The following is a 14,692-nucleotide window of genomic DNA, read 5'->3' on the forward strand; positions in this document are numbered from 1 at the left end:
CGGTGCGGCCATTCGCGGCTAAAGCCGCTCCCACAGGTACGGCGCTGCACTGGCGAGCGGCGCTGTACCTGTGGGAGCGGCTTTAGCCGCGAACGAGGGCAAAGCCCTCGCAGGACTACAGGGGTAAAACAATCACCCTTCGAGCTTGGCCTTGAGCAATTGGTTCACTTGCCCCGGGTTGGCCTTGCCTTTGGAGGCTTTCATCGCCTGGCCGACGAAGAAGCCGAACATCTTGCCACGCTTGGCCTCGTCGGCTGCGCGGTACTGTTCGACCTGCTCGGCGTTGGCCGCCAGCACTTCGTCGAGCATCTTGTCGATCGCACCGGTATCGGTGACCTGCTTCAGGCCTTTGCTTTCGATGATGCTGTCGGCATCGCCTTCACCAGCGGCCATGGCCTCGAACACAGTCTTGGCGATCTTGCCGCTGATGGTGTTGTCGCGGATACGCAGCAGCATGCCGCCCAGCTGTGCGGCGCTGACCGGCGCCTGGTCGATCTCGATGCCCAGCTTGTTCAGCAGGCTGCCCAGCTCGACCATGACCCAGTTGGCTGCCAGCTTGGCATCGCCACCGATCTTCACCACTTCCTCGAAGTAGTCCGCCTGCTCGCGGCTGGATGCCAGCACGTTGGCGTCGTAGGCCGACAGGCCGTACTGGTTCTGGAAGCGCTCGACCTTCTGCGTCGGCAGTTCCGGCAAGCCGGCGCGGACGGTTTCGAGGAAGCTGTCCTCGATCACCACCGGCAGCAGGTCCGGGTCGGGGAAGTAACGGTAGTCGTTGGCTTCCTCCTTGCTGCGCATGGAGCGGGTCTCGTCCTTGTTCGGGTCGTACAGGCGGGTTTCCTGTACCACCTTGCCGCCGTCCTCGATCAGGTCGATCTGGCGCTGGATCTCGCTGTTGATCGCGCGCTCGATGAAGCGGAACGAGTTGACGTTCTTGATCTCGCAGCGGGTGCCGAACTCGGCCTGGCCTTTCGGGCGGATCGACACGTTGCAGTCGCAACGCAGCGAGCCTTCGGCCATGTTGCCGTCACAGATGCCCAGGTAACGCACCAGCGCGTGGATCGCCTTGACGTAGGCCACGGCTTCCTTGGCGCTGCGCATGTCAGGCTCGGAGACGATTTCCAGCAGCGGGGTGCCGGCACGGTTAAGGTCGATGCCGGTGGAGCCGCTGAAGTCTTCGTGCAGGCTCTTGCCGGCGTCTTCTTCCAGGTGCGCGCGGGTTACCCCGATGCGCTTGATGGTGCCGTCTTCCAGGGCGATGTCCAGGTGGCCCTTGCCGACGATTGGCAGGTCCATCTGGCTGATCTGGTAGCCCTTGGGCAGGTCCGGATAGAAGTAGTTCTTGCGCGCGAACACGTTGCGCTTGCCGATCTCGGCATCGATGGCCAGGCCGAACATGCACGCCATGCGCACGGCTTCCTGGTTCAGCACCGGCAGTACGCCAGGCATGCCCAGGTCAACCAGGCTGGCCTGGGTGTTCGGCTCGGAACCGAAGGTGGTGGCGCTGCCGGAGAAGATCTTCGACTGGGTGGCGAGCTGAGTGTGGATTTCCAGCCCGATCACAACTTCCCATTGCATGTGTGAATTCCTCAGAAGCCGTTAGGGGCGCGGGTGTGCCAGTCGGTCACTTGCTGGTAGCGGTGCGCGACGTTGAGCAGGCGGCCTTCCTGGAAGTATGGCGCCAGCAGCTGCACGCCGACCGGCAGGCCATCGACGAAGCCGGCCGGCATCGACAGGCCCGGCAGGCCCGCCAGGTTGGCGGTGATGGTGTAGACGTCTTCCAGGTAGGCGGCGACCGGGTCGCTGCTCTTGGCGCCGAGTTTCCAGGCCGGGTTTGGCGTGGTCGGGCCGAGGATCAGGTCGACGTCGTTGAAGGCGGCCATGAAGTCGTTCTTGATCAGGCGGCGGATCTGCTGCGCCTTCACGTAGTAGGCGTCGTAGTAGCCGGCCGACAGGGCGTAGGTGCCGACCATGATGCGGCGCTGCACTTCGACACCGAAGCCTTCGCCACGCGAACGCTTGTACAGGTCGGTGAGGTCTTTCGGGTTTTCGCAGCGGTAGCCGAAGCGCACGCCGTCGAAACGCGACAGGTTGGACGAGGCTTCAGCGGGGGCGATCACGTAGTAGGCCGGGATGGCGTGCTGCATGTTCGGCAGGCTGATTTCCTTGACCACCGCGCCGAGCTTTTCCAGCTCCTTGACGCTGGCCTGGACCAGATCGGCGATGCGTGGGTCGAGGCCGGCACCGAAGTACTCCTTCGGCAGGCCGATGCGCAGGCCCTGCAGCGAAGCATTCAGGTTGGCGCTGTAGTCCGGCACCGGCTCTTCTATGCTGGTGGAGTCCTTGGCGTCGAAACCGGCCATGCCTTGCAGCAGCAGGGCGCAGTCTTCGGCTGTACGGGCCAGCGGGCCACCCTGGTCGAGGCTGGAGGCGTAGGCGATCATGCCCCAGCGCGACACGCGGCCGTAGGTCGGCTTGAGGCCGGTGAGGTTGGTCAGTGCCGCCGGTTGGCGGATCGAGCCGCCGGTGTCGGTGCCGGTGGTGGCTGGCAGCAGGCGCGCAGCCACTGCCGCGGCCGAACCGCCCGACGAGCCGCCCGGGACGTGCTCGAGGTTCCATGGGTTCTTCACCGCGCCGTAGTGGCTGGATTCGTTGGCCGAACCCATGGCGAATTCGTCCATGTTGGTCTTGCCCAGGGTGACCATGCCGGCTTCGGCCAGCTTGGCGACCACGGTGGCGTCATACGGCGCCTTGAAGTTGTCGAGCATCTTCGAGCCGCAGCTGGTGCGTACGCCGTTGGTGCAGAACAGGTCCTTGTGGGCGATCGGGGCACCCAGCAGCGCGCCGGTTTCGCCGGCGGCGCGACGGGCGTCGGCGGCACGCGCCTGGCCCAGGGCCAGGTCTTCGGTGACGCTGATGAAGCTGTTGATCTGCGGGTCGAGCTGCTTGATGCGCGCCAGCAGGGCGCCGGTCAGCTCTTCGGAGGAAAACGACTTGTCGGCGAGTCCGCGGGCGATCTCGGCCAGGGTCAATTGATGCATGGCAGGCTCTATCCCTTACTCGATGACTTTGGGAACCAGGTACAGACCGCTTTCGGTCGACGGCGCGATGGCCTGGTAGGCGTCGCGCTGGTTGCTTTCGGTGACCTGGTCGGGACGCAGGCGCTGGCTGGCCTCCAGGGGGTGGGCCAGTGGCTCGATGCCGGTAGTGTCGACCGCTTGCATCTGGTCGACCAGCCCGAGAATGCTGTTCAGTGCGTCAGTAATGCGTGGCAGTTCGCCATCATTCAGGCCCAGACGGGCCAGATGGGCGATCTTTTCCACGTCGCAGCGTTCAAGCGCCATGGGGATCTCCAGGGGAAACAAAGACCGGAATTTGGGTCCGCAGTGAGGAACATGTCAGCTTTCTGGCGGTCTAACGGCCGCGAAATTCTGCTGGCGTGCTCGGAAAAACAGCCAATTTAACATATTGGCTCCTTGCCCAAAATCCCTGCCATTGTTAGAGTTTGCCGCACTTTTTTACCCACGCTTTCCCCAGGGTCACTTTCCCATGTTCAAGAAACTGCGTGGCATGTTTTCCAGCGATCTGTCCATCGACCTGGGTACTGCCAACACCCTTATTTACGTGCGTGAGCGCGGTATCGTCCTGAATGAGCCCTCGGTTGTTGCCATCCGTACCCATGGCAACCAGAAAAGCGTCGTCGCCGTCGGTACCGAAGCCAAGCGCATGCTGGGCCGTACGCCTGGCAACATTGCTGCCATTCGTCCGATGAAGGACGGCGTCATCGCCGACTTCAGCGTCTGCGAAAAAATGTTGCAATATTTTATCAACAAGGTTCACGAGAACAGCTTCCTGCAGCCGAGCCCGCGCGTGCTGATCTGCGTGCCGTGCAAGTCGACCCAGGTAGAGCGCCGCGCCATTCGCGAATCGGCGCTGGGTGCCGGTGCCCGTGAAGTGTTCCTGATCGAAGAGCCGATGGCCGCCGCCATCGGTGCCGGCCTGCCGGTCGAAGAAGCCCGCGGTTCGATGGTCGTCGATATCGGTGGTGGTACCACTGAAATCGCGCTCATCTCCCTGAACGGCGTGGTCTATGCCGAATCCGTCCGCGTTGGCGGCGACCGCTTCGATGAAGCCATCGTCACCTACGTGCGCCGCAACTACGGCAGCCTGATCGGCGAGTCCACCGCCGAGCGCATCAAGCAGGAAATCGGTACCGCCTACCCGGGCGGCGAAGTACGCGAAGTCGATGTGCGCGGCCGCAACCTGGCCGAGGGCGTACCGCGTGCCTTCACCCTGAACTCCAACGAAGTGCTCGAAGCGCTGCAGGAATCCCTGGCGACCATCGTCCAGGCGGTCAAGAGTGCCCTGGAGCAATCGCCGCCCGAGCTGGCCTCGGATATCGCCGAGCGTGGCCTGGTGCTGACCGGTGGTGGCGCCCTGCTGCGTGACCTGGACAAGCTGCTGGCCCAGGAAACCGGCCTGCCGGTGATCGTCGCCGAAGACCCGCTGACCTGTGTCGCCCGTGGCGGTGGTCGCGCCCTGGAGATGATGGACAAGCACGCGATGGACCTGCTCTCCAGCGAGTGATTCCGCTCGCTGTTCACGAGCCCCGGTTTACAGGTAGTACGCACAGTGCTACCTGTATGTGCTGGGCTGGCGCCCGTTCGGGGCGCCGTATCCGTCAACCCGCAACCAGGCTGGTGCGTTGTCCCATGTCCAATGACCTCCTGAGTCGTCCACGAGGAACGGCCCATTAAACCGCTTTTCTCCAAGGGCCCTTCGCTGGGCGTTCGCCTGCTCGTCCTGGTGGTGATGTCGGTCGCGTTGATGGTTGTCGACGCGCGCTTCGACGTGCTCAAACCAGTGCGCAGCCAGATGGGCCTGGTACTCATGGAGTCGTACTGGATCACCGACCTGCCGCAGCGTGCGTGGCAAGGTGTGGCCGGCCAGTTCGGCAGCCGCACCGAACTGATCGCCGAGAACGAGAAGCTCAAGACCGAAGCCCTGCTGCTGCAGGGGCGCCTGCAGAAGCTGGCGGCTCTGACCGAGCAGAACGTGCGCCTGCGCGAGTTGCTCAACTCCTCGGCGCTGGTCAACGAAAAGGTCGAAGTGGCCGAGCTGATCGGTGTCGACCCCAACCCGTTCACCCACCGCATCCTGATCAACAAGGGCGAGCGTGATGGCGTGTTCCTTGGCCAGCCGGTGCTCGATGCCCGTGGCCTGATGGGCCAGGTGGTCGAGCTGATGCCGTACACCTCGCGGGTACTGTTGCTGACCGATACCACCCATAGCATCCCGGTGCAGGTCAACCGCAACGGCCTGCGCGCCATCGCCAGCGGCACCGGCAACCCGGAGCGCCTGGAGCTGCGCCATGTGGCCGATACCGCCGACATCAAGGAAGGCGACCTGCTGGTCAGTTCCGGCATGGGGCAACGGTTCCCGGCCGGCTACCCGGTGGCCACGGTCAATGAAGTGATCCACGATTCCGGCCAGCCGTTCGCCATCGTTCGTGCCATCCCCACCGCCGCGCTCAACCGTAGCCGCTACATGCTGCTGGTGTTCAGCGACCGGCGCAGCCCGGAACAGCGCGCCACCGATGCCGCCATTGCCCAGGAAGAGGCTGACCGCAAGGGCACCTCGGCCGCAGGCCAGCCGGCCACGACGGGCGAGCAGGGCGCACCAGCTGGCAGCGCCCCTGCCACGCCGGCCACACCAGCGGCCACACCAGCGACACCGGCAGCCCCGGCTGCGCAGCCTGCAGCTCCGGCGGCCGCACCTGCCACGCCGGCTGCCGCGCCTGCCGCACCCGCTCACACCCGGAGGCAATGATGGCTGCATCACGCCGCAACAACGGCTGGGTCATCTGGCTGACTTTCGCCATCGGCCTGCTGCTCAGCGTCTCGCCCATGCCGCAGTTCATGGAAGTGTTCCGGCCCATGTGGCTGGCCTTGCTGGTGTCGTTCTGGACCCTCGCCGTACCGAACAAGGTCGGCATGACCACCGCGTTCGTGCTGGGCCTGGCCGAGGACGTGCTGTACGGCACCCTGCTGGGGCAGAACGCGCTGATCCTCACCCTCATCACCTTCCTGGTGCTGTCGTTGCAGCAGCGCCTGCGCATGTTCCCCATGTGGCAGCAGAGCCTGGTGATCCTGGTGATCTTCGGCATTGCCCAGCTGATCCAGCTGTGGCTCAGCGCGCTGACCGGCAACCGCCTGCCCACCCTGGCGTTGGTCTGGTCGGCGGTGATCAGTGCCTTGCTCTGGCCGTGGATCAGCTTCGCCCTGCGCGACCTGCGCCGACGCTTGCATATCAACTGACGGCGCCGCCGCGACTGACAGGGAGATGTCTGCATGACCCCGCTATACCTGGCCTCCGGCTCGCCCCGTCGTCGTGAACTGCTGACCCAGATCGGTGTACCGTTCAGCGTCGTCAGTGCCCCCATCGATGAAACCCCATTGCCTGATGAAAGCGCCCCGGCCTACGTCGAGCGCCTGGCCCGGGCCAAGGCTGCCGCCGGCCTGGCCTGCCTCGAAGGCCCGGCTGTGGTGCTGGGCGCAGACACTGCCGTGGTGCTCGATGGTCGTATTCTCGGCAAACCGGAAAACCGCGAAGATGCCCTGGCCATGCTGGCCGACCTTTCGGGCCGCGAGCACCAGGTATTGACCGCGGTCGCCCTGAGCGATGGCCAGCGCGTGCACAGCCTGTGCGTCACCAGCAAGGTGCGCTTCCGTGCGATCAGCGCCGAGGAAGCGCAACGCTACTGGGCCAGCGGCGAGCCCGCGGACAAGGCCGGCGGCTATGCCATCCAGGGCTTGGGCGCGGTGTTCGTCACCGGCCTTTCCGGCAGCTACTCGGCGGTGGTCGGCTTGCCCCTCAGTGAAACGGCCGAACTGCTCGGCCAATTCGGCATTGCCTGCTGGCAATCGCCCGCGCATACGCCAGAGGTAACAAACCCGCGGTAGCCAGCACTGCATACGCCATCCATCATTATCCAAGACCTTTGACGAGAGCCTGCCATGAGTGAAGAGATCCTGATCAACATCACCCCGATGGAGTCGCGCGTGGCGGTGGTGGAAAACGGGGTGCTGCAGGAAGTGCATGTCGAGCGCACCCAGCGCCGGGGCATCGTCGGCAATATCTACAAAGGCAAGGTGGTGCGTGTGCTGCCGGGCATGCAGGCGGCCTTCGTCGACATCGGCCTGGAGCGCGCGGCATTCATCCATGCCTCGGAAATATCCCAGCGCGAAGGCTCGGCGGTAGAGAACATCACCGCCCTGGTGCACGAGGGCCAGGCCCTGGTGGTGCAGGTGACCAAGGACCCGATCGGCACCAAGGGCGCGCGCCTGACCACCCAGCTGTCGATCCCGTCGCGCTACCTGGTGTACATGCCGCGCAGCAGCCATGTCGGCATTTCCCTGAAGATCGAAGACGAAGCCGAGCGCGAGCGCCTCAAGCAGGTGGTCAGCGACTGCATGGAAAGCGAGAACATCAAGGACGCCGGTGGCTTCATCCTGCGTACCGCCGCCGAAGGTGCACGCGCTGAAGAGATCCTGCAGGACATTCGCTACCTGCGCCGCCTGTGGGAGCAGATCGGCACCCAGATCAAGACCTGCGGCGCGCCCACGGTCATCTACGAGGACCTGGGTCTGGCCCTGCGTACCTTGCGCGACCTGGTCAACCCGAAGATCGAGAAGATCCGCATCGACTCGCGGGAAACCTTCCAGAAGACCACTCAGTTCGTTGGCGAGCTGATGCCGGAAATCGCCGACCGCCTCGAGCACTACCCGGGCGAACGGCCGATCTTCGACCTGTACGGCGTCGAGGACGAGATCCAGCGCGCACTGGAGCGCAAGGTACCGCTGAAGTCCGGTGGCTACCTGGTGGTCGACCCCGCTGAAGCGATGACCACCATCGATGTGAACACCGGCGCCTTCGTCGGCCATCGCAACCTTGAAGAGACCATCTTCAAGACCAACCTCGAGGCCGCCACAGCCATCGCCCGGCAACTGCGCCTGCGCAATATCGGCGGCATCATCATCATCGACTTCATCGACATGGAAGACGAGGAGCACCAGCGCCAGGTGCTGCGCACCCTGGAAAAGCAGCTGGAGCGCGATCACGCCAAGACCAATATCATCGGCATCACCGAGCTGGGCCTGGTGCAGATGACCCGCAAGCGCACACGGGAAAGCCTGGAACAGGTGCTGTGCGAGCCCTGCCTGGCCTGTCAGGGCCGTGGCAAGCTGAAAACCCCCGAGACCATCTGTTACGAAATCTTCCGCGAGATCCTGCGCGAGGCCCGTGCCTACCAGGCCGAAGGCTACCGCGTGCTGGCCAACCAGAAGGTGGTCGACCGGTTGCTGGATGAAGAGTCCGGTAACGTCGCGGAACTGGAGGCCTTCATCGGCCGAACCATTCGTTTCCAGGTGGAGTCGATGTATTCGCAGGAACAATACGATGTGGTGCTGCTCTGAGGCCTTCTGAAACGCGCCGCGGGTGGCCCGGGCTGGCAAAACCGGGACGACGGGCCATCATGGATAAACGACCTGGAGGGCCATGGCCATGGGACGTCTGACCCGCGTTCTTGTCGCCTTGACCCGCTGGGGGCTGGGCGTTTGCGCCCTGCTGGCGGTACTGGTGGCGCTGTATGTCAGCCTCGGCCGCGAACTGGTGCCGTTGGTGGCCGAGTACCGCGCCGATGTGGAAAGCAAGGCCGAACAGGCTTTGGGCCTGCCCGTGCACGTCGGTGCCCTGGAAGGCCGCTGGAGCGGCCTGGCACCGGTGCTGCGGGTGCGCGACCTGCAACTGGGCGAGGGGGCCACGGCCCTGCGCCTGGACGACGTCAAGGTGGTACCCGATGTCTGGGCCAGCCTCACCGCCCGCGAGGTACGCCTGGCACGCATTCAGTTGGGCGGCCTGCAACTGATCCTGCGCGAGAACGAGCAGGGCACCTGGAGCCTCGAAGGCCTGCCGAAGAAGGACGATGCGCCGCTCGACCCTGCCGAGTTGTTGCAGCGCCTGCGCCAGTTGGGCCGCATCGATGTGTTCGACAGCCAGGTCACCCTGCACCCCTGGCAGCGCGACCCGTTGACCCTGACTTATGTGAGCGTCGGCCTGCAGGCCGGGGCTTCGCGCCATGCCCTGGACCTGCGCGCGACCCTGCCCGATGGCCAGCCCCTGTCGCTGAACCTGCGCAGTCGTGCCTCGGCCAACGCCTGGCGCGACGGCCAGGTCGAAGCCTACCTGAGCCTGCCACAGAGTGACTGGGCGCGTTGGCTGCCGCCACGCCTGCTGGGCCAGTGGCATGCCGACGCCTTGCGGGCGGGCGGCGAGTTCTGGGTCGACTGGCGCAAGGGGCAGTTGCAGCAGGCCGTCGTACGCCTCAATGCACCGGAGCTGCAGGGCGCCTATGCCGGGCGCAAGGCGGCCAAGCTGAACAACCTGGCCCTGGGCGCCTGGTTCCAGCGCCGGGAGCAAGGCTTCGATGTGGTGGTCGACTCCCTGGCCATGGACGTTGGCAAGACCCGTTGGGAGTCGCACCTGCAATTGCAGCAGCGTCCAGGCGAGGACGCTGCCGCGGAAAGCTGGCAAGTGCAGGCCGACCGCCTCGACCTCACACCGTTGACCCCGCTGATCGATGCCCTGGCGCCGCTGCCGGACAAGGTCATGGCCGTGGTCGATGGTCTGAAGGTGACCGGCGCGCTGCGCAATGTGCGCCTGGAGGCCCGGCCCAAGGCCGAGGGTGACCAGCGCCTGCAGTTCGAAGCCAACCTGGAGAAGGTTGGTTTCGATGCCTATCACAATGCTCCTGCAGCCGGTAACGTCAGCGGCAGCATCAGCGGTGACCTTGGCCATGGCGAACTGCGCCTTGATACCGATGCTTTCATGCTGCATCTGTACCCGATTTTCGCCAAACCCTGGCACTACCAGAAGGCCAATGCGCGCCTGACCTGGGCCTTGGACAAGGAAGGTTTCACCCTGGTCGCGCCTTACCTCAAGGTACTCGGCGAGGAGGGCAAGATCGCCGGTGACTTCCTCATTCGCCTGTTGTTTGAAGAGGGTCGCGAGGACTACATGGACCTGCGTGTCGGCCTGACCGAAGGCGATGGCCGCTACACCGCCAAGTACCTGCCCGAGGTGCTCAGCCCAGCCCTTGACGAATGGCTGCGCAGTGCGATCGTCAAAGGCACGGTGGACGAAGGCTACTTCCAGTACCAGGGCTCGCTGAACCATGGCGTCGCGCCGGAAGCCCGCAGCATCAGCCTGTTCTTCAAGGTGCGTGATGCGGCCCTGGACTTCCAGCCGGGCTGGCCGCAAGTTCAGCATGTGGATGGCGATGTGTTCATCGAGGACAGCGGTGTGCGCATCAAGGCCCAGCGTGGTGTGCTGCTCGACACCAAGGTCAGTGATGTGAGCGTCGATATCCCGCATGTCGACCAGGGCCAGCAAAGCCACCTGTACCTCGATGGCGACTTCGACGGCAGCCTGGGCGATGGCCTGAAGATCCTCAAGGAAGCGCCAATCGGCACTGGCGAGATCTTCGCTGGCTGGGAGGGCGAAGGGCCGCTCAAGGGCAAGGTCAAGCTCGACATTCCGCTGGCCCACGGGCAGCGGCCGAAAGTGCAGGTGGACTTTGCCACCGACGACGCACGGTTGAAGGTAGCGCCGCCGAGCCTGGAGTTGAGCCGCCTGAAGGGTGACTTCAGTTTTGATTTGGACAAGGGCCTGAGCGGCAAGGGCATCAGCCTGCAGGCCTTCGGCAAGCCGGTAACGGCGCAAATCACCGCCGAAGGCCAGCCCGGGCAGATGCAGACACGCGTCAACGCCAGCGGCCAGGTGTCGCTCAAGGCACTGACCGACTGGCTGCAGTTCAACCAGGCCTTGCCGGCTTCCGGCGACCTGCCGTACCAGTTGCAGGTCAGCCTGGGTAGCCGGGACAACCGCCTGAGCATCAATTCCAGCCTCAAGGGCCTGGCCATCGACCTGCCAGCCCCGTTCGGCAAGGCAGCGTCCGATACCCGTGACACCCGTTTCAGCATGACCCTGCAGGGGCCGGAGCGGCGCTTCGATGTCGCCTACACCGACCTTGCCCGCTTTGCCTACGCCGCGCCGGCTGAGAAGCTGGGGCAGGGCCGTGGCGAGTTGCTGCTGGGCGCCGGTGACGCCCAGGTACCTTCCGGCCAGGGTCTGCGAGTGCGCGGGCACCTGGAGGCGCTGGACCTGGGGCCTTGGCAGGAACAGGCGGCGCGCCTGGCCGGTAACGACCCGGGTGGTAGCGCGCGGCAGAACCTGCAAGGCGTCGACCTGAGCATCGGCCAGCTGAAAGCCTTTGGCCTGGACCTGAACCAGGCCGTGGTGCGCCTGGCCCGTGGTGGCCCCGCCTGGGATTTGCGCCTCGACAGCAAGGAAGTCATCGGCAACGCCCGGGTGCCGGATGCCAAGGGCGCGCCCATGGTCGTGCGCATGCAGACCTTGCGCCTGCCCGCCGCCAGCGCTGCTGAAAAGCAGGCCGAGGCACAGGCCGAGGAGGGCCCGGACCCGCTGGCCTCGTTCGACCCGCGCAAGGTGCCGGCGCTGGACCTGAGCATCGACAAGCTCTATCGCGGTGACGACCTGTTCGGCAGTGCGTCGCTCAAGCTGCGGCCGACCGCGCGTGGCGTGATCGCCAGCGACGTCGACCTCGACTTCAAAGGCCTGCGTATCGATGGTGGCGGCGGCTGGGAAGGCGAACCGGGCAGCACCAGCAGTTGGTACAAAGGGCGCCTGGACGGCAAGAACCTGGCGGATGTGCTCAAGGCCTGGGGCTTTGCCCCGACCGTGACCAGCCGCGACTTCCGCCTGGATGTGGATGGCCGATGGCCGGGTTCGCCGGCCTCGGTGAGCCTCGAGCGCTTCTCTGGCAGCATGGACGCAGCGCTGCGCACTGGCCAGTTCGTCGAGGTCGAAGGCAGTGCCCAGGCGCTGCGGGTGTTCGGCCTGTTGAACTTCAACTCCATCGGCCGGCGCTTGCGCCTGGACTTCTCCGACCTGTTCGACAAGGGCCTGGCCTACGACCGGGTCAAAGGCTTGCTGGTGGCCAGCAACGGTGTCTATGTGACCCGCGAGCCAATCGCCGTGACTGGCCCGTCGAGCAACTTCGAGCTGGACGGTACCCTGGACCTGGTACGCGACCGGGTCGATGCCAACCTGCAGGTAAGTCTGCCAGTGACCAACAACCTGCCGCTGGCGGCCTTGATTGTCGGCGCGCCGGCCGTGGGCGGGGCGCTGTTCCTGGTCGACCGGCTGATCGGCGACCGTGTGTCGCGCTTCGCCAGCGTGCACTACCGTGTCGAAGGTCCGGTGAAAGAGCCTAGAATCACATTTGTGAAACCTTTCGAGAAATCCCGCTAGGAGTGCCCATGAAGGCAGCTGTAATCCAGATGGTCAGCCAGGACGATGTGCTGGCCAACCTGCAGCGCGCCGGTGCCCTGCTGGAGCAGGCCGCCTTTGGCGGTGCACAACTGGCCGTGCTGCCGGAAAACTTCGCCGCCATGGGCCGCAAGGACGCCGCTGCCATCGGCCGCGCCGAAGCGTTGGGCGAAGGGCCGATCCTGCCATGGTTGAAACGTACCGCCCGCGACCTCAAGTTATGGATTGTCGCCGGTACCTTGCCATTGCCACCGGTCGGCCAGCCCGAAGCAAAGGCGCATGCCTGCTCGCTGTTGATCGACGAACACGGTGAGGTGGCGGCACGCTATGACAAGCTGCACCTGTTCGATGTGGACGTTGCCGACAACCGTGGCCGTTACCGCGAGTCTGACGACTATGCCCACGGCGCCCAGGTAGTGGTGGCTGATACGCCGGTGGGGCGGCTGGGGCTGAGCGTGTGCTACGACCTGCGCTTCCCCGAACTGTACAGCGCACTGCGCGCCGCTGGTGCGGAACTGATCACTGCGCCGGCCGCCTTCACTGCGGTAACGGGCGCGGCGCACTGGGAAGTGCTGGTGCGCGCCCGTGCCATCGAGACCCAGTGCTACCTGCTGGCTGCGGCGCAGGGCGGCACTCACCCGGGGCCACGGGAAACCCATGGCCATGCGGCGATCGTCGACCCCTGGGGGCGCATCGTCGCGGAACAGGCGCAAGGTGAAGCGGTACTGCTCGCCGAGCGCGACATTGACGAACAAGCGTCCATCCGGGCGCGCATGCCGGTGGTATCGCACCGGCGCTTTTTCTCGCAGGGCGCGTTGCGGCCTGCGCACACCTCGGAGTGACTATGAGCCAGATGTTATCCACCGTCAGCGAGCAGCTCCTGGCCCCAGGCGGCTTGACCCTGGACAGCCTGCAGAGCGTGCTGGGTGAGTTGGCCGGCCCCGGCATCGATGCCGCCGACCTGTATTTCCAGGGCCAGATCTCGGAAACCTGGGCGCTGGAAGACGGCATCGTCAAAGAGGGCAGTTTCAACCTCGACCAGGGCGTGGGCGTGCGTGCCCAGTCCGGTGAAAAGACCGGCTTTGCCTACAGCAACGCAATCAACCTCGAAGCGTTGACCTCGGCCGCCCGTGCCGCCCGTTCGATCTCCCGTGCCGGGCAGAACGGCAAGGTGCAGGCCTTCCGCAGCCAGGACGTGACTGCCCTTTATCCGGCGGACAACCCGCTGGATGTGCTCAGCCGTGCTGAAAAGGTCGACCTGCTCAAGCGTGTCGACGCCGCCACCCGTGCCCTGGACCCGCGTATTCAGCAGGTCAGTGTGAGCATGGCCGGGGTCTGGGAGCGCATCCTGATCGCTGCGGCCGATGGCAGCCTGGCCGCCGACGTGCGCCCGCTGGTGCGCTTCAACGTCAGCGTCATCGTCGAGCAGAATGGCCGCCGCGAGCGTGGCGGGCAGGGCGGTGGCGGGCGTACCGACTACCGCTTCTTCACCGAAGAGCGGGTCATGGGCTATGCCCGCGAAGCGCTGCGCCAGGCCCTGGTGAACCTGGAGGCGATCCCGGCACCGGCTGGTACCCTGCCGGTGGTGCTGGGTTCGGGCTGGTCGGGCGTGCTGCTGCACGAGGCTGTCGGCCATGGCCTGGAAGGTGACTTCAACCGCAAGGGCAGTTCGGCGTTCAGCGGCCGCATTGGCGAGAAAGTGGCATCGAGCCTGTGCACCATCGTCGACGACGGCACCCTCGAAGGCCGCCGTGGCTCGCTGAGCGTGGATGACGAAGGCACCCCGACCGAGTGCACCACGCTGATCGAGAACGGTGTGCTCAAGGGCTACATGCAGGACAAGCTGAACGCGCGCCTGATGGGCATGGCGGTGACCGGCAACGGCCGCCGCGAATCCTACGCGCACCTGCCGATGCCGCGCATGACCAACACCTACATGCGTGCCGGCGAAAGCGACCCGCAGGAAATCATCGCTTCGGTGAAGAAGGGCATCTACTGCGCCAATCTCGGCGGTGGCCAGGTGGACATCACCAGCGGCAAGTTCGTGTTCTCGACCAGTGAGGCCTACCTGATCGAAGACGGCAAGATTACCGCGCCGGTGAAGGGGGCGACCCTGATCGGCAATGGCCCGGAGGCGATGAGCCGGGTGTCGATGGTCGGTAACGACCTGGCGCTGGACAGCGGGGTAGGGACTTGCGGCAAGGACGGGCAGTCGGTGCCGGTGGGGGTCGGGCAGCCGACCTTGAAGCTGGATGCGATTACCGTGGGCGGTACCGGCGCGTGA

At 65.2% G+C, this 14,692-nt stretch carries 11 protein-coding genes; 8 read left to right on the forward strand and 3 right to left on the reverse strand.

Annotation, left to right across the window (positions count from 1 at the left end; genetic code table 11):
• Positions 1-132: 132 nt before the first annotated feature.
• From gatB to gatC, 3 genes are read right to left on the reverse strand one after another with little or no spacing between them, the layout of a single operon-like run.
• A complete protein-coding gene (gatB, locus tag ACGLHT_RS09835; RefSeq protein ID WP_013971062.1) occupies positions 133-1,578 on the reverse strand; it encodes an Asp-tRNA(Asn)/Glu-tRNA(Gln) amidotransferase subunit GatB in 1,446 nt (481 codons plus the stop codon).
• An 11-nt stretch (positions 1,579-1,589) separates the two neighbouring features.
• The gene (gene gatA, locus ACGLHT_RS09840) at positions 1,590-3,041 is read right to left on the reverse strand and encodes an Asp-tRNA(Asn)/Glu-tRNA(Gln) amidotransferase subunit GatA (RefSeq protein WP_024086328.1); all 1,452 of its coding nucleotides are present in this window, start codon (positions 3,039-3,041) and stop codon (positions 1,590-1,592) included.
• Positions 3,042-3,056: 15 nt separating this feature from the next.
• Positions 3,057-3,344, reverse strand: a complete 288-nt coding sequence (gene gatC, locus ACGLHT_RS09845; RefSeq protein WP_003255165.1) for an Asp-tRNA(Asn)/Glu-tRNA(Gln) amidotransferase subunit GatC — start codon at positions 3,342-3,344, stop codon at positions 3,057-3,059.
• A 205-nt stretch (positions 3,345-3,549) separates the two neighbouring features.
• Between gatC and mreB the strand changes: the two genes are divergently transcribed.
• The 8 genes from mreB to tldD all read left to right on the forward strand — a co-directional run bounded on the left by mreB (position 3,550) and on the right by tldD (position 14,692).
• Positions 3,550-4,587, forward strand: coding sequence for a rod shape-determining protein MreB (mreB, locus tag ACGLHT_RS09850; protein WP_003255163.1), 1,038 nt, complete (start codon positions 3,550-3,552; stop codon positions 4,585-4,587).
• A 225-nt stretch (positions 4,588-4,812) separates the two neighbouring features.
• Positions 4,813-5,829, forward strand: a complete 1,017-nt coding sequence (gene mreC, locus ACGLHT_RS09855) for a rod shape-determining protein MreC (protein WP_249352811.1) — start codon at positions 4,813-4,815, stop codon at positions 5,827-5,829.
• A complete protein-coding gene (gene mreD, locus ACGLHT_RS09860) occupies positions 5,829-6,317 on the forward strand; it encodes a rod shape-determining protein MreD (RefSeq protein ID WP_015269051.1) in 489 nt (162 codons plus the stop codon). The genes mreC and mreD overlap by 1 nt, the downstream gene beginning before the upstream one ends.
• Before the next feature lie 33 nt (positions 6,318-6,350).
• Positions 6,351-6,962, forward strand: coding sequence for a nucleoside triphosphate pyrophosphatase (locus tag ACGLHT_RS09865; RefSeq protein ID WP_137163048.1), 612 nt, complete (start codon positions 6,351-6,353; stop codon positions 6,960-6,962).
• Between the two features lie 54 nt (positions 6,963-7,016).
• Entirely contained in the window at positions 7,017-8,474 is a 1,458-nt protein-coding gene (rng, locus tag ACGLHT_RS09870; protein ID WP_013971067.1) for a ribonuclease G, read from the forward strand.
• 82 nt (positions 8,475-8,556) lie between these two features.
• Complete coding sequence (locus ACGLHT_RS09875; RefSeq protein WP_274119721.1) at positions 8,557-12,390, forward strand: YhdP family protein; 3,834 nt, start codon at positions 8,557-8,559, stop codon at positions 12,388-12,390.
• A gap of 8 nt (positions 12,391-12,398) precedes the next feature.
• Entirely contained in the window at positions 12,399-13,250 is an 852-nt protein-coding gene (locus ACGLHT_RS09880) for a carbon-nitrogen hydrolase family protein (RefSeq protein WP_025337815.1), read from the forward strand.
• Positions 13,251-13,252: 2 nt separating this feature from the next.
• On the forward strand, positions 13,253-14,692 hold the full coding sequence (gene tldD / locus ACGLHT_RS09885) for a metalloprotease TldD (RefSeq protein WP_025337816.1): 1,440 nt from the start codon (positions 13,253-13,255) through the stop codon (positions 14,690-14,692).

The sequence above is a fragment of the Pseudomonas sp. PsB genome (genome assembly GCF_043658375.1).
Taxonomy (GTDB): Bacteria; Pseudomonadota; Gammaproteobacteria; order Pseudomonadales; family Pseudomonadaceae; genus Aquipseudomonas; species Aquipseudomonas putida_Z.